This is a genomic window from Mycoplana azooxidifex (assembly GCF_014196765.1).
Taxonomy (GTDB): domain Bacteria; phylum Pseudomonadota; class Alphaproteobacteria; order Rhizobiales; family Rhizobiaceae; genus Mycoplana; species Mycoplana azooxidifex.
In genome coordinates this window covers 63936-85615 of sequence record NZ_JACIEE010000006.1, presented here as the reverse complement: position 1 = coordinate 85615, position 21680 = coordinate 63936, and the positions used below count along the sequence as shown (strand labels likewise).

Below are 21680 nucleotides of genomic sequence, written 5' to 3'. Positions count from 1 at the left end.
CATGCAGGACCGACGCTTCCAATCGCCGGAATCGAAAACGGCACCGAATGGTGCCGTTCGAAGCGTCTGTCGCGGTTGCTTATCGAAGTCGCGCCCTATCCGGCGCGCCTGCGCTTAGCGGAAGGAACGGGCAGCGATGCCGCGGATGTCGTAGCGGGTCAGGCCGATGTCGGACAGCGTGTGGGTGGAGAGGTTGCCGAGCTCGTTGAGGGTACGGCGGTAGCTGAGCCAGTTCTTGGCAATGCGGATCGGGTTCATGGCAGGTCTCCTGGGTGAGTTTGACGGGACGGCGTCGTCCTCGTTTGTTGAGACCCTTGTACTCCTTCTCCCGGTTATGGTGCAGTGCAAAGAAAATGCAGCTGCTATGCAATTGTGCAATTAGATGGACAAATAGTGTGCATTCCCGCGCAATGCCTGAAAACGAGCACTTACGAAGCGGCAGCGGCGGCCGCATTTCACGGCTGGACGCATGCTGTGTGACGGCTCTTTCGGGCTGCAGAGGCGGAGGGCGTCTCGGATCCCGAGACCACAAAAAGACAAGGCCACAAAAAGAAACGCCCTCCGGATTTCTCCGGAAGGCGTTTGGCCGGACCTGACGGGGTCGGCGTATTACCGGACGGCGTCGCGGGCAACGCGGCGGATGTCCGAGCGGCCGATGCCGAGGTCGTGCAGTTCGCGGTCGCTCATGCGGCCGAGTTCGGTGATGGTCTGACGATACTTGCGCCAGGTGTTGAACGAGCGAGAGATGTTCATGTCCGTTACCCTTCGTGGTGGGGCCGGCATTACCAATCAGCGCCGGCGTTCATCTGATGACCGGAATATACGATGCCGAGGGCCTGCATTACAGAGATAAAGCCGAATGGCAGTTATGCAATATGCGCATGTCAAGCGAAAATCTCATGCAGGGACTGGCTACGAATTGAGCACCAGATTTGTGCTTCGTTCGGATTGCAGCCATGTCGAGGGGAAGGGAAAATACAACGCCCGCCGGGGGAGGAGGTCCGGCGGGCGTCGATCCAGATTGGCAACTTGGGAGGAGGAGTGCTGCCAATCGCATCGGGGCTGGCTGGGAGGAGGAGTGCCGCACCCGATTGATGTTGAACTTATAGCGCCGGTCCTGATCGCGGTGAAGCGCCCATGCTGAATATCACGCATGCAAGAAGCGGATGGCTTGCCCAAACGACGGGCGGCGCGCCTGTGCAGATGCATAATAATTACGCAAAGAGCGCCGACTAGGACGTTGATTTCTTGCGGTATTGCCGTGATGGGACTTGGGAGTTGGTCCGTAAACGCAATAACGCCCGCCAGGGGAGGAGGTCCGGCGGGCGTCATTTGGGATGATTGGCAACTGGGAGGAGGAGTTGTTGCCAATCGTATCGGACAAGCGCTGGGAGGAGGAGTGCGCCGGTCCGAATTCTGTCAGCGGTCTTTCGACTGCCGGGCCTTTTCTGAACCAGGGTTCAGGTGGTTGGCCGCTTCCACTTTTTCAAGAGCCGGTCAGCAGAAGATGTCTGCGCCCTAGTCTCTTTGTTCTCGATCATTCCCGATCCGATGTTCACAATATAGTCCGACAAATCGGTTTTGTGCAGTGCAATATAAGCATGGATGATATGCGCTGCCTGCATGCCCGTCCGATCGATCGCCTGACGTGAGATCCGACGATGATCCGCCCGCATTTGCCCTCTCGGAAACCGCTTTTCAAGGGTAAATGTCGGTCAATCGCGGAAATATCATCAGACAAATGAGATTTTGTGCCATTTCGGCTTTTCACCGTCGCGTCCGCCATGCGTCTTCGCATCTGTTGACAGGGCGGGAATCGGCCATGCGGCAGGCTGGAATGGCGAGTTGCGCGCCATAACCTGCCCGGAATTGGCATGGGACCGACAAAGGCTTGCGTGAATCACATGTGCGGCATCATGCTGCCGGCAGGCAACGGGGAGGATGCGATGTATCGGGCACGCCTGCAGCGGGATCTCGATGGCTGGGCGGCGAAGGGGCTGATCGATCGGGCCACCGTCGGGCGGCTTCTGGCGGAGTTCGACCAGCGCGAAGGCGCGTTCAGCCTGGGGCGGGTGCTGATGGTGATTGCGGCCCTGCTGCTCGCCGGTGCCGTGCTGATGCTCGTTGCCGCCAATTGGGACCTGATCCCGCGGCTCGTGCGGCTGGTCGGCATCGTGGCGCTGATATGGGCGGCCTATCTGCTGGCCGCCTTCTTTCGCCTGCGCGGTTCTAAGGGCCTTTCCGAGGCGTTGCTCGTCGGAGGCGTCGTCAGCTTCGGCGGCGCGATCGCGCTGGTTGGCCAGATGTATCACCTCTCCGGCGATTCGACCGAGGCAGCGCTCGTCTGGTTTGCCGCCGCAGCAGTCACCGCTGCCCTGTTCCGCTCTCCCGCGGCAGTCACCGTCACCGGTTTCCTCGGCTTCGTCGTCTTCTTCGCGGAATGGTCGGAGAGTTTCGGTGCGCGGGACCGTCTGCTGCTCTGGCTGATGCCGGCGATGGCGGCGGTCGTGATCGCGCTCGTGCGCTATACGGATGCGGGGCGGGCCCGTCACCTGGCCTATCTGCTCATGATCGGCTGGGTCGTGATTCTGTATGGCGAGTTCGAGTATCCGGTGACCGCCCTTGCCATCGCCGGGGCCGGCGCGGTCTGCTACCTGCTGGCAGCACTTCCCGCCTCGCCGGCGCGGCAACTGGCGCGCGAAGCGGGTGCTGCGCCCGCCTTCTACGCCTTCCTTCTTCTCCTCGTCGGCCTCGGCATTCTTCATGGAGAGAGCGAGGGTGTCGGCCAACGGCTGCTGCTCGGCGTCGTCACGCTCGCCTCCGCGATCACCGCCGTCGCGCTGTCGGGCCGGGACAACGGCGCGGTGCGCTATCTCGGCTATGCGGTCTTTGCGGCGGAAACACTCTACCTTGCCTCGGAAACGCTGGGGACGATCCTCGGCACGTCGGGCTTCTTTCTCATTTCCGGCCTCGTGGTGGCGGCGATCGCCTGGTTCGTCATTCGCCTGGAGCGGCGGTTCTCGGGCGCAAGCACGTTGTCGGAGGAAAGATGATGAACGGCGAACGTCCTGGAGTTCGGCCCTATGTGGCGGCGATCCTGGCCGCAGTGATCCAGACCGCCATCCTCGGCTACATGGTCGAGAGCCGCGCCTCGATCCTGCGAAGCGGGGCGGAGGTTCGCCTGTTGACCGTCCCTGTGGATCCCCGCGATTTCCTGCGCGGCGACTATGTGGTGCTGAGCTACGGGATCTCCACGATCGACAGGGCGATCCTCACGGGCGATGCGCCGCAATCGGTCGGCCGCCACTCGCTGGCCGTGCGCCTCGAACCCGCGACGGACGGCCTTTGGGCTGCGACCGAAGCCTCCTTCGCCGATCTGCCAGCGAAACCCGGCAGTGTCGTCGTGCGTACGCTGCCGTTCGAATACTATCCCGGCCCCGATGGAGCCGCGTCGGAGCTGATGTCCGTTTCCTACGGCATCGAGCGCTACTATGTGCCGGAGGGCGAGGGCAGGGCGCTGGAAACCGCCCGCAACCGCCAGGGGGTGCAGATCGTTGCGCGCGTCTCGCCTGCGGGCCGGATGCAGATCGGCGAGATCCTCGTCGACGGCGTCCCGGCCTATGGCGAGCCGCTCTACTGACGGGGCGCGCCGGCAGTGCACCAGCGGATGCCACATTTCCCTTTGACCCCCGGGAAACGGGTGATATAGAGACGCGCGCTCGGGAAGCGCGCCGTTTGCGGCGCCGGGTTGACAAGCCGCCACGTGGCTTTCTGAACGCGGGTATGGTGAAATTGGTAGACACGCCAGATTTAGGTTCTGGTGCCGCAAGGCGTGGGAGTTCAAGTCTCTCTACCCGCACCAGAAACCGGAAGGCTGGCACGCTGGCCACGACCGGTGACATGCCGCCCTGCCGGCGGGACCCTCCGAGGTGAGGGCGCGGCACGGGCCTGGAATGGGCGCCTGGAGTTCGATCGATACTTTTCGATGGAACGGAACAGGCGCCGTAGCGCCATTTTGCTTGCCAAAAGGCCACCGATGACAGTAAAGCCACTCCCGGCAAATGGACCCGGAGGGGTGCCCGCCGACAGAGCCGGTTTCCGGCCGGGGCACCGCCAGATCGAAATAAAGGTTTGAACATGCAGGTTATCGAAACGCTCGCTGAAGGGCTGAAGCGCGAACTCAAGGTCGTCATCCCGGCGAAGGACATGGAAGCTCAGATGAACGAGCGCCTGGCCGAAGCAAAGGACCGCGTTCGCATCAACGGGTTCCGTCCGGGCAAGGTACCGGTCGCCCATCTCAAGAAGGTCTACGGCAAGTCGATCATGGCCGATCTCGTCAACGAGATCATCCGCGAGCGTCCGACGACGATTCTCTCCGAGCGCGGCGAGAAGTCGGCGACCCAGCCGGAAGTCGCGATGACCGAGGACGAGGCCGAGGCCGAGAAGATCCTCGCAGCGCAGGCCGATTTCGAGTTCACCCTGTCCTATGAAGTCATCCCGGCCATCGCGCTGAAGGATGTCTCCGGCATCAAGATCACCCGCGAAGTCGTCGACATCGACGACAAGGAAATCGAGGAGCAGATCCTCAAGATCGCCGAGAGCGCCCGTTCCTACGAGACCAAGAAGGGCAAGGCCGCCACCGGCGACCGCGTCACCCTGGATTATCTCGGCAAGGTCGACGGCGAAGCCTTCGACGGCGGCAAGGACGAGGACGCCGAGCTCGTCATCGGCTCGAATCGCTTCATCCCCGGCTTCGAGGACCAGCTCGTCGGCGTCAAGGCCGGTGACGAAAAGGTCATCACCGTGACCTTCCCGGCCGACTATCCGGCCGCTCACCTTGCCGGCAAGGAAGCCGCCTTCGACATCAAGGTCAAGGACGTCGCAGCCCCGGCCGACGTCAAGATCGACGACGAACTCGCCAGCAAGCTCGGCCTCGAATCCGCCGACCGCCTGCGCGAAGTCGTTCGCGGCCAGATCGAGAGCCAGTACGGCTCGGTCACCCGCCAGAAGGTCAAGCGCCAGATCCTCGATCAACTGGACGAGATGTACAAGTTCGACACGCCGCAGCGCCTGGTCGATGCCGAGTTCGAAAACATCTGGCGCCAGGTCAACACCGACCTGCAGCAGGCCGGCAAGACCTTTGCCGACGAGGACACCACCGAAGAGGAAGCCCGCGAGGAGTACCGCAAGCTCGCCGAGCGCCGCGTTCGCCTCGGCCTCGTCCTCTCCGCGATCGGCGAGAAGGCTGGCGTCCAGGTCTCGGACGAGGAAATGCAGCGTTCGCTGTTCGAGCAGCTGCGCCAGTTCCCCGGCCAGGAGAAGGAAATCCTCGACTACTTCCGCAAGACGCCCGGTGCTTCGGCTTCGCTGCGCGCGCCGCTCTTCGAGGAGAAGGTCGTCGATCACCTGCTGACCGAGGTCGCCGTCACCGACAAGACCGTCTCCAAGGAAGAACTGCTGGCTGACGACGAAGCCGAGGAAGGCAAGTCCGAAGGCAAGAAGGCCGCTCCGAAGAAGAAGGCCGCCGCCAAGGCAGACGCTGCCGAAGGCGAAGAGGCCGCTGCTCCGAAGAAGAAGGCTCCGGCCAAGAAGAAGGCTGCGGACGACAGCGCCGAATAATCTTCGATTGTCGATGCGAATTTGAAAGGGCCGCCCCGCAAGGGCGGCCCTTTTCGTTGCGTTGACGTTGTTCCGGCGCCCCCGTTGCAAGGGGCGGCGGTTCGCCTGGCACTCGTCAGTTGGTCTGGGACAGGCAATCCTTCATCGAGGTGGCGAGGCCGCGCATCATGTCGAAATAGAGCGTCGGGCCTGCAGCAAGGGTACCGGCTTCCGGGTCCAGCGTGCCGGCTTTGGCGGCGGTTCCCTCGAGCACGACGTTGACGATCTTCGGCTCGAACTGCGGTTCGGCGAAGACGCAGGCCGCGCCGAGCTCGGCGACCTTGCCGCGGATCTCGGATACGCGTTCGGCGCCCGGCATGGTCTCCGGGCTCACCGTGATCGAGCCGATGACCCGCACGCCGTAGCGATGCTCGAAGTACTGGTAGGCGTCGTGGAAGACGACGAACGGCTTGTCCTTGACCGGGGCGAGCGTGGCGGCGATCTCGGTGTCGAGCGCGTAGATGTTGGCGTCGAGGGCGGCGAGGTTGGCCTTATAGGCCGCGGCATTGTCCGGATCCGCCTTGGCAAGGGCCGCCTCGATCGCCATCGCCATCGCCTTGGCGTTCATCGGGTCGAGCCAGAGATGCGTGTCGAAGCCGCCCTCGTGCGCATGGTCGTGCCCGTGCGCTTTCCCGCCGGCCGCCGCGTGACCGTCTTCGCCGGCATGGTCGTGGTCGGCTTTTGCCTCGTGGTCGTGTCCGCCGCCTTCCGCCTGATGGTCGTGGCCCTCGGCTTCATGGGCGTGCCCCTCCGCCTCATGATCGTGCGTCTCGAACGCGCCGCCTTCGCGGAATTTCAGCTTCTCCAGACCCGGCGCATCCTCCAGTTCGACGATCGTCGCCTTGGTTCCGAGCGCCTCGAGCGGCTTTTCGAGAAAGGCCTCCAGGCCATGCCCGACCCAGAAGATCAGGTCGGCATCCTGGAGTGCCGCAGCATTGGATGGCTTGAGCGCGTAGGTGTGGGGGGATGCCGCGCCGTCGACGATCAGCGCGGGCTCGCCCACGCCCTGCATGATGGCGGCGACGAGCGAATGGATCGGCTTGATCGAGACGACCACGTTCGGTGCGTCGGCCCGTGCGGTGCCCGAGGCCGCAGCGAGCAGGGCGGTGGAAAGGAGGAGGGAGGCAAACTTCATCGTGGAACTCCGCATTGAATCTAAATGTAATGTTATTACATAAGTTGCGTTATGCTATAACGTGTGCCATAGCAAGAGGCAATCGAGGTTTCGGACAATTCTCATGCTGCAGACGAATGCTCCCGACCGGTCGACGCTCGTGTCGCTTTCGGCCGCCGGACTGTACAGGAAGGGGCGCTGGCTTGTGCGCGGCGTCGACTTTTCCATTTCCCGTGGCGAGATCGTCACGCTGATCGGCCCCAACGGCTCGGGAAAGTCCACCACGGCGAAGATGGCGATCGGCGTGACCCGCCCCGACGAGGGCCAGGTGAATCGCATCGCCGGGCTGAAGGTCGGCTACGTGCCGCAGAAGCTTTCGATCGACTGGACCATGCCGCTGACGGTGGACCGGCTGATGACGCTGACCGCGCCGCTGCGTGGACGCGAGATCGACGCCGCGCTGGAGGCGACCGGCATCCGTCATCTCGCCCGCGCCGAGGTGCAGCATCTCTCCGGCGGCGAGTTCCAGCGGGCGCTTCTGGCGCGTGCGATCGCGCGCAAGCCGGACCTGCTGGTGCTGGACGAGCCGGTCCAGGGCGTGGATTTCGCCGGCGAGATCGCGCTCTACGATCTCATCAAGACGATCCGCAATTCCACTGGCTGCGGTATCCTGCTGATTTCCCACGACCTGCACGTGGTCATGGCCGAGACCGACACGGTGATCTGCCTCAACGGCCACGTATGCTGCCGCGGCACGCCCGAGGCCGTCAGCCGCAGCCCCGAATATCAGCGCCTCTTCGGCGCCAGGGCGGGCCAGACGCTCGCGATCTACAACCACCATCACGACCATACCCATCTTGCCGACGGCCGCGTGCTGCATGCCGACGGTTCCGTCACCGACCATTGCCATCCCGACGACGGCCACCATCATGAGGATGGCCTGCCCGTCGGCCGCGCCGGGCCGATGCGGATCGTGCATACGCACGGACCGGACTGCGGCTGCGGAGCGGATCATTCTAGCCCGGCCACGACTGGCGGGGACAACGCGGCGGAGAATCGCGATGCTTGACGATTTCTTCATCCGGGCGCTCCTCGCCGGCATCGGCCTGGCGCTGACCACCGGACCGCTCGGCTGCTTCGTCATCTGGCGGCGCATGGCCTATTTCGGCGACACCATGGCGCATTCGGCCCTGCTCGGCGTGGCGCTGTCGCTGCTGCTCCACATGAACCTGACCATCAGCGTCTTCGCCGTCGCCGCGGTCGTCTCCCTGGCGCTGCTTTTGCTGCAGAAGCGCGGGACGCTGTCGACGGATGCGCTGCTCGGCATTCTCTCGCATGCAACGCTCGCCACCGGCCTCGTTATCGTCTCCTTCATGACCTGGGTGCGCATCGATCTCGTCGGCTTCCTGTTCGGCGACATTCTCGCCGTCACCGAGGCCGACATCAGCCTCGTCTGGGGCGGCGGCATCCTCGTGCTGCTGGCGATGGTCTACCTCTGGCGGCCGCTGATCGCCTCCACCGTCAACCCGGAACTGGCCGCCGCTGAAGGGCTGGAGCCGGAGCGCGCACGGCTCGCTTTCATGCTGCTGATGGCGGTGGTGATCGCGATTTCCATGAAGATCGTCGGCATCCTGCTGATCACCTCGCTCTTGATCATCCCCGCCGCCACGGCGCGGCGGTTCTCCGCAAGCCCGGAGATCATGGCCGTTCTGGCTTCGCTGCTCGGCGCCGTCGCCGTCGCCGGCGGCCTGTTCGGCTCGCTGAAGTTCGATACGCCCTCCGGTCCCTCGATCGTCGTCGCCGCACTGGCGATCTTTCTTGCAAGCCTGCTGCCGCTCGGCAGGCGGGACCACGGCGCCATCGCAAACGCCCATTCCTGAGGAGACAGCCGATGACGGCGCAGCAACTGACCAGGAACCAGGCGCTGGTGCTCGACGCGCTGTCCGCCGCTGAGGCGCCGCTCAGCGCCTACACCATCCTCGACAAGCTGCGCGGCGACGGCTTTCGCGCCCCCTTGCAGGTCTACCGCGCGCTGGAGAAGCTGCAGGATTTCGGCCTCGTGCACCGGCTGGAGAGCATCAACGCATTCGTTGCCTGCGCCCATCCCGACGAGGATTGCTGCTCGCACGGGCTGACCGCCTTCACCATCTGTGAAAGCTGCGGCAAGGTCACCGAGTTCCACGACCACATGATCGAGGAGCGGCTCGCCGCCTTCGCAAGCGACCGCAACTTCCGGCCCGGCAAGACCACGATCGAGATCCGCGGCCACTGCGCGGGCTGCGCCTGAGGACGGCTCCCGGCAGCCGCCACGGGCCTGCAGCGCTGTTCAATCGATCCGGCGCAGTTCCGCCTTGAAGCGTTTCCAGTTGCGGACATAGCTCTCGGCGGATGCCTTCAGTCCCGCGATCGCCGCCTCGTCCAGCGTGCGCACGACCCGGGCCGGCGCGCCGACGATGAGCGAATTGTCGGGGAACACCTTGCCCTCCGTCACCAGCGCATTGGCGCCGACGAGGCAGTTCCTGCCGATCACCGCGCCGTTCAGCACCGTGGCGCCCATGCCGACCAGCGAATTGTCGCCGATCGCGCAGCCGTGGATGATGGCGCCGTGGCCGATCGTGCAGCCTTCGCCGATCATGACCGGCTTGCCGGGGTCGGTGTGGATGACGGTGTTTTCCTGGATGTTCGTGCCGGCGCCGATCGTGATCGGCTCGTTGTCGCCGCGAAGCACCGCGCCGAACCAGATGCCGACGTCCGCGCCGATCTCCACCCGGCCGATCACCTGCGCATTCGGGGCGATCCAGCAGCGGTCGTCGGCGGGAAGGGTCGGAACGCGGTCTCCTAGCGCATAGAGCGGCATGGGCGGGCTCCTCAGACGACCGTAAGGGTCAGCGACGCGACGCCGTCGACGCCGCAGGCGATGCGGTCGCCGCGCTGCACGGATCCGACGCCGGCCGGCGTGCCGGTGAAGATGACGTCGCCGGGGGCGAGCGCAAACAGCTTCGACAGCTCGGCGATGATCTCCGGCACCTTCCAGCTCATCTGCCCGAGATCACCGTCCTGGCGCACCGTGTCGTTGACCGAGAGCCAGATCCGGCCGGAGGCGGGATGTCCCGTCCTCGAGGCCGGCACGACGGCCGACACCGGCGCGGAATGCTCGAACGCCTTGGCGGCCGTCCACGGCTTGCCGGCCTTCTTTGCTAGCGCCTGCAGGTCGCGGCGGGTGAAATCGATGCCGACGCCGTAGCCGAAGACGAGCGACAGCGCATCGGACGGCGCGACGTCGCTGCCGCCGGATTTCAGGAAGATGACCAGCTCGACCTCGTGGTGCACGTCCTGCGACTGCGGCGGGTAGGGGAAGCCGTCGCCGGCGGCCACGAGGTTGTCCGGGTTCTTCTGGAAGAAGAACGGCGACTCGCGATCCGGGTCGCCGCCCATCTCGACCACGTGGTCGGCATAGTTGCGCCCGACGCAATAGACCCGGCGGACGGGGAAGGTGTCGTCGGTGCCGTCGATGGCAAGCAGCACCGGTTCGGGGGCAGGGAAGGCGAGCGGCATGGCGTTCTCTTTTCGATTCTGTCGACGCAGTCTACCATCGCGGGGCGATGCGGGAACAAGTGGCAGGGCGGCGAGGGTGGCATTTTCGCCCACCTTGCGCTATGAGCGCGGCGAAACCATCTTTTCCGGCAGGGCGGCGTCCGGTGCGCGATTGTGCACGGCCGCCTCGGCATTGGCAACGACATCCACAGGGACCGACCATGTACCAGAAGGCACTCAAGACGGGGACCAAGATCTTCGCCACGGCGCCGATGATCGACTGGTCGGATCGCCATTACCGCTTTTTCGCCCGCCAGTTGACGAGGAACGCCGTCCTCTACACCGAAATGATCGTTGCCGACGCGATCCTGCGCGGCAACCGCGACAGGCTGCTCGGCTTCGATGCGGTCGAGCATCCGCTGGCGCTGCAACTCGGCGGCAACGATCCGGCGAAGCTCGCCGAGGCCGCGCGGATCGGCGCCGAGTTCGGCTATGACGAGATCAACATGAACGTCGGCTGCCCCTCCGACCGCGTGCAGTCCGGCACCTTCGGCGCCTGCCTGATGCAGGAGCCGCAGCTGGTGGCCGACTGCGTCGCGGCGATGAAGGCGGCCGTGGCGGTTCCGGTGACGGTGAAGTGCCGCATCGGCGTCGACGACCAGGACCCGGAACTGGCGCTGCGTGACCTCGTCGCCCGCGTGAAGGCGGCCGGTGTGGATGCGGTCTGGGTGCATGCGCGAAAAGCCTGGCTGCAGGGCCTGAGCCCGAAGGAAAACCGCGACATCCCACCGCTCGACTATGGCCTGGTGCGGCGGCTGAAGGCGGAAAACCCCGATCTTTTCATCGGCCTGAACGGCGGCCTTCATGCGCTGGATCAGGCGATCGCCGAGATCGGCCGGCCGGGCGAAGAGCTGGACGGCGCCATGCTCGGCCGTGCCGCCTACCAGGACAGCGGATTGCTGGCGGCGGTGGATGCGGCCTTTGCGCATCCCGCGGAACTTGCCACGAGCGCCGAGGCTGCCGTCCCCCTCATCCGGCCCTTCGGGCCACCTTCTCCCCGCGGGGGAGAAGAGGATGCCATGCGCGATGCGGCAGAGTGGGCCGGCGTGCGCGACGCGATGATGGACTATGCGGCGGGCGTGATGGCGCGGGGCGGTCGGCTGAACCATGTCACCCGCCACATGGTAGGCCTGTTCCAGGGCTATCCGGGCGCGCGCCGCTATCGCCAGATCCTCTCCACTGATGCGACCCGGCCGGGCGCCGGGCCGGAGGTGATCGCAGCCGCCTTCGCCGCCGTGCTGGAATCCTCGACCCCGAGACAGGCGGCGGAATAGGTCGCACAGGCCAGGGGTCGGCCCCATGGCCGGCCCCGGGGTCAGAGGATGAAGTCCGACTTGCTCATCGTCAGGCTCAGGTCAAGGACGATCGAGAAGTCGGCCTTTCCATCACCATTGACGTCGCCATAGACATAGATGTCGCCGTTCTTCTTTTTATTGCGCAATTCGCCGGCGGTCTTTGTGAATGTCTTGGTGCCGATGAAATCGAACGCCTGGTTGCCGCTGGCCTTGGTGTTCGCGTCGATCGCGGAAATGTCGATCTTGTCCTTTTGCGACTTGCTGAAGTCATGGATCGTATCGCGCCCGAATGCAGCAACCGTCGAATCCTTGACGGAACGGAAGAAGAAGGTGTCGGCGCCGGATCCACCGTACAGCTTGTCGGCGCCCAGCCCGCCCTCGATTCGGTCGTTTCCGGCGCCGCCCTTGAGAATATTGTTGCCGCTGTCGCCGGCGAGCGTGTCGTTGCCCCGTCCGCCGACGGCATTCTCGAAGTTCCTGATCAGGAAGTTGCCCTGGCTGGACGTGACCGTATGGGGGCCGGAGAGGGAGACCGACAGCTTCGCCGAGAGGGCGGAGAAGTCGATCGTGTCGGAATCCTTGAAGGCCGAGCTCGAGACGCGGGAGCCGCCGTCGATGACGACGGTCATGGTCGGGTCGTCGAGCCGGCTGAGCCTGATCGTGTCCGCGTCGCGACCGAGGCTGACATAGCCGGCTCCGCCGCTGCCGAGGGTGACGGTATCGTTGCCCCGGTCCGCGTCGATCGTGCCGACCCAGCCTTTGCCGGTCTTGACGGTGTCGTTGCCATGGCCGGCCAGAATGCTGTCCACATCCCCGGCGACAGTGATCGTGTCACGGCCCTTGCCGGCGAAGACGACGCCTGAGCCGCCCTTTCCGACCGTGACGGAATTGTTGCCGTGTCCGACGTTGATGGTTTCGACGAAGCCGTTGCCGGTGGTCACGCTGTCATTGCCGCCTCCGAGGAGCATGGCGCCGACGTGGGTCGAGCCGACGGTGATCTTGTCGTTGCCGTTGCCGCCTGTGATGACGTCCACGATCGTATTGTTGAGCTTGACCGTGTTGTCGCCCGCACTGCTGAGGGAAATATGCTCGATATGTCTTCCGCTGCCGGAGGTGGAATCGTTGATGACCGCCTTCGTGTTGCCCGCAGCGCGCAGTACCGCGACACCCCAGTCCGAGCCGGAGAGCGTGAAGGTCGCAGTGCGCGCGGTTGCGCCCCACGGCACCCAGATGTCGACCATCAGGAGGTGGCGATCGGCGCTCCAGGAATAGGTGTCGCTTCCGGCGGCAACGCTCGACGCGCCGTTCAGGTTGATGCTGATGTTGGATGATATCTGCCCCATATGCCTGCCTTTTCAACTGTGGAACCGCGGGCGCCGGCTTGCCGGTGCCATGTTAAGCGGGTTCGAGGCTACGCGGACATCGATGACGGATAATCCCCCGATCGGGGGATGTCCTGTCGGCCCGGGTGTGGTTGGGGAACCCGGTTGCGAATCATCGGCTGGCCGCCGCCGCCCTCAGTTGGGGCGAAGGATGCCGGTGGCGAGCCGGACGATGTCTCCCTGGCTGCCCGTCCCGGTCTTGGCGAAGATCGACTTCAGCTGGGAGCGGACCGTTTCCCGCTTGATGCCCGAGGCAAGGGCGATTTCCGTCAGGCTCTGGCCGGCGACGATCCCGGCGAACACGCGCGTCTCGGCGGGGGAAAGCCCCTGCGCGGCCGCAAGCGCCAGCAGATGCGACTTGACGTTGCCCTGCGGGTCGCCGACGAGGATAGCGATGGTCGTCCCGGCGAAGAATTCCGTGGCCCGGTCGCCGCCGACGCGGATCAGCCGCACGCCCGTCTGCGGGTCGTCCAGGATCCTGGTGGCCTGCCCGAAATATCCGTGCTGCAGCATGGTCTGCAACGAAGCCTGCAGCTCGGAACTGCTGAACCGGATACGCCCCATCGCGTCGAGGCCGACGGGGTCCCCGATGGCGAGCACCTGTTCGCCCGCGACCGATGTCTTCACCACCCGGAGATCGTCGTTGACGACGATCAGGCCCAGCCTGCTGGCGTTGCCGATGCCTTCCCCGAGGTCCAGCCCGGCAGCGTGGGCGTCACCGGAGCGGTAGTAGCGGAAGACGCGTTTCAGGTGCGGCGCGATCCGCGTGAGGACGTGGGCGCGTTCGAGGTTCCGGTCGACATCCCGGTCGTCGGTCAGCGTACTCAGCAGGAAATAGCAGCCCCTGTCCCTGTGGAGCGTGAGGCCGACGCCGGTCTCGAGGCCGTTCCGGTGAACGTAGTCGTTGTAGTATTCGCTCCGGTTGAACACCTCGCGCGGAACGATCTCCTCGCCGATGATGCCGCGGCCGACAGGGGTGGCGGCGACCTTTTTCATCCAGGGATTGAGGTTGCTGTAGTAGCCCTCGTAGTCCTGCAGCGCCTTCTCCCGGCCTTCCGAGCCGGACACATAGGCGACGGCGCCGGCCCTGGCGCGCAGGTCGTGAAAGAACAGCGTCGACAGCGCGCCGGGCGTGAAGCCGTTCAGCCTGTCGAGAAAGTCCTGCCAGCCGGTCTCTCCCAGAAGGGCCGCGTAGATCGCCGCCGTCAGCTCGTCCGCCCGTTCGTCCGCGCTCCTCAAACGTCTTCCCCTGCCTGAACCCTGCCTCGCCCGCAAATGCCGATCGATCCGGATGCGCACGGACCGACCCCAGATTGCAATGGGCGGCGCGGCGGGTCAAGCGCGGGGCAGGGCAGGGCTGCGGGACGGCTGCGGCAGTCGTTTGTCGCAAGCCCCCCTCTGGCCTGCCGGCCATCTCCCCCCACAAGGGGGAGAGGACCCGCCGCACCCTTCTGCCCGGAGGGAATTCCCGCGGAGCAAGCCCGGTCCGCGCCGCGGGGGAGCCGGTGCGCGCATTCCGGCTTCACCGGCCTGCCGGGCCGAAACGCGGGGCGGGAATCTCGCCCGTCACCTCCGGCGCGATCCGCTTGGCGCTGATGTAGCGCAGGAAGTCGCGGAGACGGGCAGGTCCCGGCCCCCATAGGGCGGGGCCGTCACGCCGTCGCGGGCGCGGCACCAGGCGCGGATACGCGCCTGCAGCGGGCTGCCGCACGGCAGCATGGCGCGGACGACCGCCACCGCCGCGTCCTGCAGCGCTTCGTGCAGGGCGCGGAGTTTCTGTTGTTCGAAGATGGACAGATGCGCTTCGCTCAACCATTTCTAAGAAGCTATACAAGGCGCTTTATGTCTGAATTGGTAGACCTTCGGCGTGATAACCTCAAGCTTGGTATGACGCGAAGAGCGCCGAGCCTTATCTCCCCGGCCGCCCCGTCTTTCCCTTGCCCTTCGCCTTCCGCTTCTCCTCGCTCGCGTCCTCGTAGCTCCCGACGCCGATCTTGCTGCGGATGACGGGTTTGGGGGAGGGACCCCCCTCTGCCCTGCCGGGCATCTCCCCCTCAGGGGGGGAGATCGGGTTGCGGTGCTCCGGCTGGCCTTCGGGCAGGGGCGAGGCGCGCTTCTTCGTGCTCTTCGCGGCTTCGGGTTTTTCCGGCAGGTGACCGGTGACCGGCTTTTCGGTGCGGCCGACGGTCATTTCGTCCAGGCTGTTTCTTCTGAAATAGCTTGTTCCCTGTGGTGCGGTTTCGCTGTCCGGGTCGGCGTCGTCTCCCAAGGCATCCGCGCCGGTGTTCTTGCGGGACAGCGGCCTGACCATGTCGGTGCCTGGGCCCATGTCGTCGAGCGAGGGCTTGGCGAAGTAGGAGCCCGATCTCCCCCCTTGAGGGGGAGATGCCCCGGCAGGGGCAGAGGGGGGTAATTCGCCGGCGGCTTTGGAGGGGGCACCCCCCTCTGTCCTGCCGGACATCTCCCCCTCAGAGGGGGAGATCGGCATGGGGCTGGCATCCGGCGATGAGGAGGCTTTTCCCTCTCCAGTCCTTCCGGCTTTCCCCTCCCCAACCCTCCCCACAAGGGGGGGGGAGCCGGCAGCGGTTGCGGCGCTCTTACCACTCTTACGCCCGCCCTCCAGGCTCCTGGCTTCTTCCCTGGCCATCGGGTCGTCCATGACGGCGAGTTCGGCGGCTTTGAGGCGCTTGATCTCGTCGCGGATGCGGGCGGCCTTTTCGAAGTCGAGGTCGGCGGCGGCGTCGCGCATGGATTTTTCCAGCGCGTTGAGATGGGTCTGCAGGTTGTTGCCGACGAGGTGGCCGCCATCGGCAAAACCCTTGCCGCCGGCACCGGAGATATCGGCGCGGACGTGGTCGCGCTCGTAGACCGAATCGAGGATGTCGGAGATCTTCGCCTTGACCGATTCCGGCGTGATGCCATGCTCGGCGTTGTAGGCCACCTGTTTCTCGCGGCGGCGGCTGGTCTCGTCCATCGCCCGCTGCATCGAGCCGGTGACGGTGTCGGCGTAGAGGATGACCTTGCCGTCGACGTTGCGCGCCGCGCGACCGATCGTCTGCACGAGCGATGTCTCCGAGCGCAGGAAACCTTCCTTGTCGGCGTCGAGGATGGCGACGAAGCCGCACTCGGGGATGTCGAGACCCTCGCGCAGAAGGTTGATGCCGACGAGGACGTCGAAGGCGCCGAGGCGCAGGTCGCGGATGATCTCGATGCGCTCCAGCGTGTCGATGTCGGAGTGCATGTAGCGCACGCGCACGCCCTGCTCGTGCAGGTATTCGGTCAGGTCCTCGGCCATGCGCTTGGTCAAGACCGTGACGAGGGTGCGGTAGCCGGCCTGCGCGGTTTCGCGGATCTCGCCGAGCACGTCGTCGACCTGGGTCTTGGCCGAGCGGACCTCGACCGGCGGGTCGATCAGGCCGGTCGGGCGGATCACCTGCTCGGCGAAGACGCCGCCGGCCTGCTCCATCTCCCAGCCGCCGGGCGTGGCGGAGACGGCGATCGTGTCGGGGCGCATCGCGTCCCATTCCTCGAAGCGAAGCGGGCGGTTGTCCATGCAGGAGGGCAGGCGGAAGCCGTATTCGGCCAGCGTCGCCTTGCGGCGGAAGTCGCCGCGGTACATGCCGCCGATCTGTGGGATGGTGACGTGGCTCTCGTCGATGAAGATCAGCGCGTCGTCGGGAATGTATTCGAACAGCGTCGGCGGCGGCTCGCCCGGCTTGCGGCCGGTGAGGTAGCGCGAATAGTTCTCGATGCCGGCGCAGGCGCCGGTCGCCTCCATCATTTCCAGGTCGTAGCGGGTGCGCTGTTCCAGCCGCTGCGCTTCCAGCAGGCGGCCGGCCTTCTCCAACTCCGTCAGGCGGAGCTTCAACTCCTCCTTGATCGACTTGATCGCGGCGTTAAGGGTGGGGCGCGGGGTGACGTAGTGCGAATTGGCGTAGATCTTGACCGACTTCAGGTCGCCGGTCTTGGCGCCGGTCAGCGGGTCGAACTCGGTGATCGCGTCGATCTCGTCGCCGAACATGGAGATGCGCCAGGCGGCATCCTCCAGGTGGGCTGGGAAGATTTCGATCGTGTCGCCGCGGACACGGAACGAGCCGCGGACGAAGTTGATGTCCTGCCGCTTGTACTGCTGGGCGACGAGGTCGGCGAGCAACTGGCGCTGGTCGAGCCGGTCGCCGACGCTCATCTGGAAGGTCATCGCGGTATAGGTCTCGACCGAGCCGATACCGTAGATGCAGGAGACCGAGGCGACGATGATGCAGTCGTCGCGCTCGAGGATCGCGCGCGTGGCGGCGTGGCGCATGCGGTCGATCTGCTCGTTGATCGACGAATCCTTCTCGATGAAGGTATCCGAGCGCGGCACGTAGGCCTCGGGCTGGTAGTAATCGTAGTAGGAGACGAAATACTCGACCGCGTTGTCGGGAAAGAAGTTCTTGAACTCCGAATAGAGCTGGGCTGCCAGCGTCTTGTTCGGCGCCAGGATGAGGGCCGGGCGCTGCGTCGCCTCGATCACCTTGGCCATGGTGAAGGTCTTGCCCGAGCCGGTGACGCCGAGTAGCACCTGGCTGCGCTCGCCGCCTTCGAGGCCCTCGACGAGGTCCCTGATCGCGGTCGGCTGGTCGCCCGCCGGCTCGTAGTCCGACACCATGCGGATCTCGATGCCGCCCTCGGACTTGTCCGGCCGGGGCGGGCGGTGCGGCGTCCAGATCTCGCCGTTCTTGTGTAGCGGATTGCCCGATTCGATCAGCCTGGCCAACGCATCGACGGTGGCGGTGACGGCGGTGCCGGCGTTCAGCGAGGACACGTCCTCCAGCGCCACGTCGAGACCCGCGACCGGATTGAGACCGGCGGCGGCGCGTGTCCTGGGATCGGACGAGGCGCCGATGGAGACGCCGCGGGAAGTCTTCTGGGCGCTCACGCCGTCGGCGCCTTGCCTGCGGCCGCCGGTGGATTTCTCCAGCGCCACCTTCTCCGCATGCTGTCGGGCGGCGTTCTCCACCTTCTTGCGGTGCTTGCCGGCCTTGGACGCGATTTCGCGCTGCGATTCCACACCCGACGCCTCGGCGTCAGCCTCCAACTGCTTCACCCAGTCGGCGACGCTGCCGGACATGGGGATGCCCTCGAAGTCCGACTGTGGGGCTTCCTCGAAGCCGGGCTTGGAGGGGGCGGGTTTCTTCGGTGATCTGGCCATGGTCCGGAATATGGAGAGAGTCCGGCGGAAAGGGAAGGGGGAGAGAGTACAAAAGGGAAACGGATCAGACGTCGCGCCGGCGCAAATCGCCATCAAGCCGCCATGCTTCTGTCGTTTCGCTGAGGCGCTGCGAACAGCTTTCGCCCGCCGTGCGCGAATCGTCTATGACTTGCACAATCCCCTCAGGAACCGGAACCGTCCATGCCCTTCGCCCTCAACCCCGCGGCCGTCTGGCCGATCGTGCTGCTCTGCCTTTCCAACGTGTTCATGACCTTTGCCTGGTACGGCCATCTCAAGGTCAAGGCAGCGCCGCTTTATCTGGTCATCCTGGCGAGCTGGGCGATCGCCTTCTTCGAATACTGCCTCGCCGTCCCCGCCAACCGTATCGGCCACCAGGTCTATTCGGCCGCACAGCTGAAGACGATCCAGGAGGTGATCACGCTGGTCATCTTCGCCGGCTTCTCGGTGTTCTTCCTCAAGGAGAGCCTGACCTGGAACCACCTGGTCGGCTTCGCCCTGATCGCCGCCGGCGCCGCCTTCGTCTTCAAGGGGTGAGGGCGCGGCCGATAAAAAAGCCGCAATCTCCGGACAGCGTGCATGGACAGGAATGGCTTCATGACGAACTCCATCGGCACCATCGCCGCGCATCGTTTCGGCACCGGTCCGCGCCCGGGCGAGCTGCCCGCCGGCACGGTCGATGCCCTGCTCGCGCAGGTGACGCGTGGCGTGGCTGAAACCTGTCCCTTTCCCTACGACGGCATTTCTGGTCGCCGCGCCAGCTTCCCCGCATTCCGGTCGCTGTATCAGAGCTATCGGGAGCAGCGCGAGAACGGTACCGTGCGCAAGGTGGGCGACCGCCTCGTCAACCCGTTCCAGATCGCGCTAAACACGGCCTTGCTCCGCGACCAGCACCTGAAGATCAGCCATGCGGTGCAGTCGCCGAACGGATTTTTCGAGCGGCTCGCCGCCTTCTGGTGCGACCACTTCGCCGTCAACGTCGGCAAGTCGTCCAGCATACGCATCCTCGTCGGCCTGTACGAGGCCGAGGCATTGCGGCCGAACCTGGCCGGCCGGTTCGCGTCGTTGCTACAGGCGGCGATCCTGCATTCGGCGATGCTCGCCTATCTCGACCAGCCGAAATCGGTCGGCCCCAATTCGCCGGTCGGGCGGAAGCGGGGGCGGGGGCTCAACGAGAACCTCGCCCGCGAACTGATCGAACTGCACACGCTCGGCGCTGACGGCGGCTATACGCAGGACGACGTCCGGGCGGCCGCATACGTGCTGACCGGGCTGGATCATGACGGCGGCGCGTTCGAGACGGTCTATCGCGTCGCCTGGGCGGAGCCAGGCATCCACCGCGTCCTCGGCCGCGACTATGGCGGCCCGAAGCGGAGCCTCGCCGACGTCGAGGCGCTCTTGGCCGATCTCGCCGCGCAGGAAGCGACGCGCCGGCACATCTGCCGCAAGCTGGTGGTGCATTTCATCGCCGACGAGCCGCCGCCCGAGATTGTCGACGCCATGGTGGCGGCATGGTCGCGCACCGACGGCGAGTTGATCGAGGTCTACCGCGCGATGCTGGAGCATCCGCGCAGTTGGGAACAGGACGGGCAGAAGGCCCGCCAGCCGTTCGACTTCGTGGTGGCCGGCCTGCGCGCGCTGGACGTGCCGGCGGAGGCGCTGGCTCCGCCTGCCGTGACGCCGAGGCGGCCCGAGCGGGCGGCGATGGCGATGCCGCAGGATGGGACGCCCGAAATGTCCATGATGGCGGCGGACGAAGCGGGAACGGAGGATGCGGCCGTCGAGATGTCGGCCGGCGGCGCCAACGCGGCGACAGTCACCGTCCTGGCCGCACCGACTGCCGACGGACGGGTGCCGATCCGCGCCAATCCGCTTTCCGTCGGCGCGCTGCAGCGGCTCGGCCAGCCGCTCTGGCGCCCGCCGAGCCCTGCCGGCTGGGACGAGGAGCTTTCCGTCTGGATCACGGCCGCGCAGCTGACGCAGCGGATCGACTGGGCGCGCGACCTCGTGGCGCGCTTCGGCGACGATCGCGATCCGCGCCGGTTCGTAAAGGCCGTGCTGGGCGATGCCGCCCGCGACGATACCATCCAGGTCGTGTCGCAGGCGTCGAGCCGGGAGGCGGGACTGGTGCTCACGCTGGCCTCGCCGGAATTCAACAGGCGCTAGGGGCCATCCGAGAACCCGGCGCGACTAGGATTTAAGAGGGCATACGCGTCCGGCGATTGCTGCCGGGCGAGATGCCGAGGAGACCGAGCGATGACGAACGAAATCAGCCGGCGCACCCTGCTCGGCGCAGCCTGCTGCCTGGCCGCCTCGCCGGTGGTGACGCCGGTGAGCTTCGCCGCGGTCCCCGGCGACAACCGGCTTGTGACGATCGTGCTGCGCGGCGCCATGGACGGGCTTGCGCTGGTGCAGCCTTACGGTGATCCGGCGCTGCCGCTTCTGAGGCCCAAGCTCGCACTGGCGCCGGAGCAGGGACTGCTGGACCTCGACGGCTTTTTCGGCCTGAATCCGTTGGCCGAGGCGCTGATACCACTGTGGCGGTCGCGCGAACTCGGCTTCGTGCATGCGATTTCGACGCCATACCGGTCCGGGCGCAGCCATTTCGACGGTCAGGACATGCTTGAAAGCGGCGGTGCGGCCCTGAACGACGAGCGCACGGGATGGCTCAACCGCGCCATCGCCAGCATCCCCCGCAGTGCCGAGCGCAAGGCGATCGACGTCACCACGACGTCCGAACTCATCCTGTCGGGCCCCAACCCGGTCGACGTCTGGTCGACCCGCGCCGATCTCGACATGGCCGAGGACGAGCAGATGGCGTTCGTGCGGCTCTATCGCAACGATCCCGTCTTCGCCGCGGCGATGGGCGACGCCATGGACACGGACATGTTTTCCGACCGCATCTACGGCGACGAACGGCGGAACGCGGGCGTCGCCGCGGTCGCAAGACTCGCCGCCGGCATGCTGTCCGGCGAGCACCGCATTGCGAGCTTCACCATCAACGGCTGGGACACCCATGTTGGCCAGGAGCGCACCTTCAAGCGGCCGGTCACCGATCTCTGCACCGCGATCCTGACGCTGAAGGCCAACCTGTCGCCGCAGGTCTGGCGGAAGACGGCGATCCTGGCGATCACCGAATTCGGCCGCACGGCGCGGGAGAACGGCTCCGGCGGGACCGACCACGGCACCGGCGGCCTGGCGATCATCGCCGGCGGCGCGGTGGCGGGCGGCAGGGTCTACGGAACGTGGCCCGGGCTTGCCGAAACGGCGCTGCTGGACGACCGGGACCTGATGCCGACCACGGACCTGCGCCAGCTGGCCGCCGCCATGCTCTACCGGCAGTTCGACGTCTCAGTCAGCGCCATCGACAATGCGATCTTTCCGGGATTGTCGTTCGACCGCAGCGCCGGCTACCTGCGCGCCTGAGC

At 65.8% G+C, this 21680-nt stretch carries 18 protein-coding genes and 1 tRNA gene; 11 read left to right on the top strand and 8 right to left on the bottom strand.

What is annotated here, in order from left to right:
• Nucleotides 1-114 precede the first annotated feature (114 nt).
• Nucleotides 115-258 carry a DUF1127 domain-containing protein gene (locus GGQ64_RS14835; protein WP_183805636.1) on the bottom strand — a complete coding sequence of 48 codons (144 nt, stop codon included), beginning with the start codon at nucleotides 256-258 and terminating at the stop codon, nucleotides 115-117.
• Nucleotides 259-609: 351 nt separating this feature from the next.
• Nucleotides 610-753 (bottom strand): DUF1127 domain-containing protein, encoded by a 144-nt coding sequence (locus tag GGQ64_RS14830; RefSeq protein WP_183805634.1) that lies wholly within the window; start codon nucleotides 751-753, stop codon nucleotides 610-612.
• Between the two features lie 1193 nt (nucleotides 754-1946).
• On the opposite strand from GGQ64_RS14830, the gene GGQ64_RS14825 reads away from it, so the two are divergent.
• The 4 genes from GGQ64_RS14825 (at nucleotide 1947) to tig (ending at nucleotide 5619) form a co-directional block, all read left to right on the top strand.
• Entirely contained in the window at nucleotides 1947-3053 is a 1107-nt protein-coding gene (locus GGQ64_RS14825; RefSeq protein ID WP_183805632.1) for a DUF2157 domain-containing protein, read from the top strand.
• On the top strand, nucleotides 3053-3640 hold the full coding sequence (locus GGQ64_RS14820) for a GDYXXLXY domain-containing protein (RefSeq protein WP_246422680.1): 588 nt from the start codon (nucleotides 3053-3055) through the stop codon (nucleotides 3638-3640). Before GGQ64_RS14825 ends, GGQ64_RS14820 begins: the two co-directional genes overlap by 1 nt.
• A 137-nt stretch (nucleotides 3641-3777) precedes the next feature.
• A tRNA-Leu gene (locus tag GGQ64_RS14815) sits at nucleotides 3778-3862 on the top strand.
• A 275-nt stretch (nucleotides 3863-4137) separates the two neighbouring features.
• Entirely contained in the window at nucleotides 4138-5619 is a 1482-nt protein-coding gene (gene tig / locus GGQ64_RS14810; protein ID WP_183805628.1) for a trigger factor, read from the top strand.
• Between the two features lie 115 nt (nucleotides 5620-5734).
• Here the strand turns inward: tig and znuA are convergent, their stop codons facing one another.
• Nucleotides 5735-6808, bottom strand: coding sequence for a zinc ABC transporter substrate-binding protein ZnuA (znuA, locus tag GGQ64_RS14805; protein WP_183805626.1), 1074 nt, complete (start codon nucleotides 6806-6808; stop codon nucleotides 5735-5737).
• A gap of 88 nt (nucleotides 6809-6896) precedes the next feature.
• On the opposite strand from znuA, the gene GGQ64_RS14800 reads away from it, so the two are divergent.
• Genes GGQ64_RS14800 through GGQ64_RS14790 form a run of 3 tightly spaced genes read left to right on the top strand, consistent with a single transcriptional unit; the run spans nucleotide 6897 to nucleotide 9059 of the window.
• Nucleotides 6897-7841 (top strand): ATP-binding cassette domain-containing protein, encoded by a 945-nt coding sequence (locus GGQ64_RS14800; RefSeq protein WP_183805624.1) that lies wholly within the window; start codon nucleotides 6897-6899, stop codon nucleotides 7839-7841.
• On the top strand, nucleotides 7834-8652 hold the full coding sequence (locus tag GGQ64_RS14795) for a metal ABC transporter permease (protein WP_183805622.1): 819 nt from the start codon (nucleotides 7834-7836) through the stop codon (nucleotides 8650-8652). The genes GGQ64_RS14800 and GGQ64_RS14795 overlap by 8 nt, the downstream gene beginning before the upstream one ends.
• An 11-nt stretch (nucleotides 8653-8663) precedes the next feature.
• On the top strand, nucleotides 8664-9059 hold the full coding sequence (locus tag GGQ64_RS14790; protein ID WP_183805620.1) for a Fur family transcriptional regulator: 396 nt from the start codon (nucleotides 8664-8666) through the stop codon (nucleotides 9057-9059).
• A 39-nt stretch (nucleotides 9060-9098) separates the two neighbouring features.
• Here GGQ64_RS14790 and GGQ64_RS14785 read toward each other — a convergent pair whose 3' ends face one another.
• Together GGQ64_RS14785 and GGQ64_RS14780 are read right to left on the bottom strand one after the other, a co-directional pair.
• Nucleotides 9099-9629, bottom strand: coding sequence for a gamma carbonic anhydrase family protein (locus GGQ64_RS14785; protein ID WP_183805618.1), 531 nt, complete (start codon nucleotides 9627-9629; stop codon nucleotides 9099-9101).
• A gap of 11 nt (nucleotides 9630-9640) precedes the next feature.
• Nucleotides 9641-10327 carry a fumarylacetoacetate hydrolase family protein gene (locus tag GGQ64_RS14780; protein WP_183805616.1) on the bottom strand — a complete coding sequence of 229 codons (687 nt, stop codon included), beginning with the start codon at nucleotides 10325-10327 and terminating at the stop codon, nucleotides 9641-9643.
• Between the two features lie 200 nt (nucleotides 10328-10527).
• Between GGQ64_RS14780 and dusA the strand changes: the two genes are divergently transcribed.
• Nucleotides 10528-11640, top strand: a complete 1113-nt coding sequence (dusA, locus tag GGQ64_RS14775) for a tRNA dihydrouridine(20/20a) synthase DusA (RefSeq protein WP_183805614.1) — start codon at nucleotides 10528-10530, stop codon at nucleotides 11638-11640.
• A gap of 41 nt (nucleotides 11641-11681) precedes the next feature.
• Here the strand turns inward: dusA and GGQ64_RS14770 are convergent, their stop codons facing one another.
• The 3 genes from GGQ64_RS14770 to uvrB form a co-directional block, all read right to left on the bottom strand.
• Nucleotides 11682-13004 (bottom strand): calcium-binding protein, encoded by a 1323-nt coding sequence (locus GGQ64_RS14770; RefSeq protein ID WP_183805613.1) that lies wholly within the window; start codon nucleotides 13002-13004, stop codon nucleotides 11682-11684.
• Nucleotides 13005-13178: 174 nt separating this feature from the next.
• Nucleotides 13179-14282 (bottom strand): helix-turn-helix transcriptional regulator, encoded by a 1104-nt coding sequence (locus GGQ64_RS14765; protein WP_183805610.1) that lies wholly within the window; start codon nucleotides 14280-14282, stop codon nucleotides 13179-13181.
• A 670-nt stretch (nucleotides 14283-14952) separates the two neighbouring features.
• Nucleotides 14953-18234, bottom strand: a complete 3282-nt coding sequence (uvrB, locus tag GGQ64_RS14760) for an excinuclease ABC subunit UvrB (protein WP_183805608.1) — start codon at nucleotides 18232-18234, stop codon at nucleotides 14953-14955.
• Between the two features lie 201 nt (nucleotides 18235-18435).
• On the opposite strand from uvrB, the gene GGQ64_RS14755 reads away from it, so the two are divergent.
• From GGQ64_RS14755 to GGQ64_RS14745, 3 genes are all read left to right on the top strand, one after another.
• Nucleotides 18436-18789, top strand: a complete 354-nt coding sequence (locus GGQ64_RS14755) for a DMT family protein (protein WP_183805605.1) — start codon at nucleotides 18436-18438, stop codon at nucleotides 18787-18789.
• Between the two features lie 60 nt (nucleotides 18790-18849).
• Nucleotides 18850-20418 (top strand): DUF1800 domain-containing protein, encoded by a 1569-nt coding sequence (locus GGQ64_RS14750; RefSeq protein WP_183805603.1) that lies wholly within the window; start codon nucleotides 18850-18852, stop codon nucleotides 20416-20418.
• Between the two features lie 90 nt (nucleotides 20419-20508).
• Entirely contained in the window at nucleotides 20509-21678 is a 1170-nt protein-coding gene (locus GGQ64_RS14745) for a DUF1501 domain-containing protein (protein ID WP_183805601.1), read from the top strand.
• Nucleotides 21679-21680: the final 2 nt, after the last annotated feature.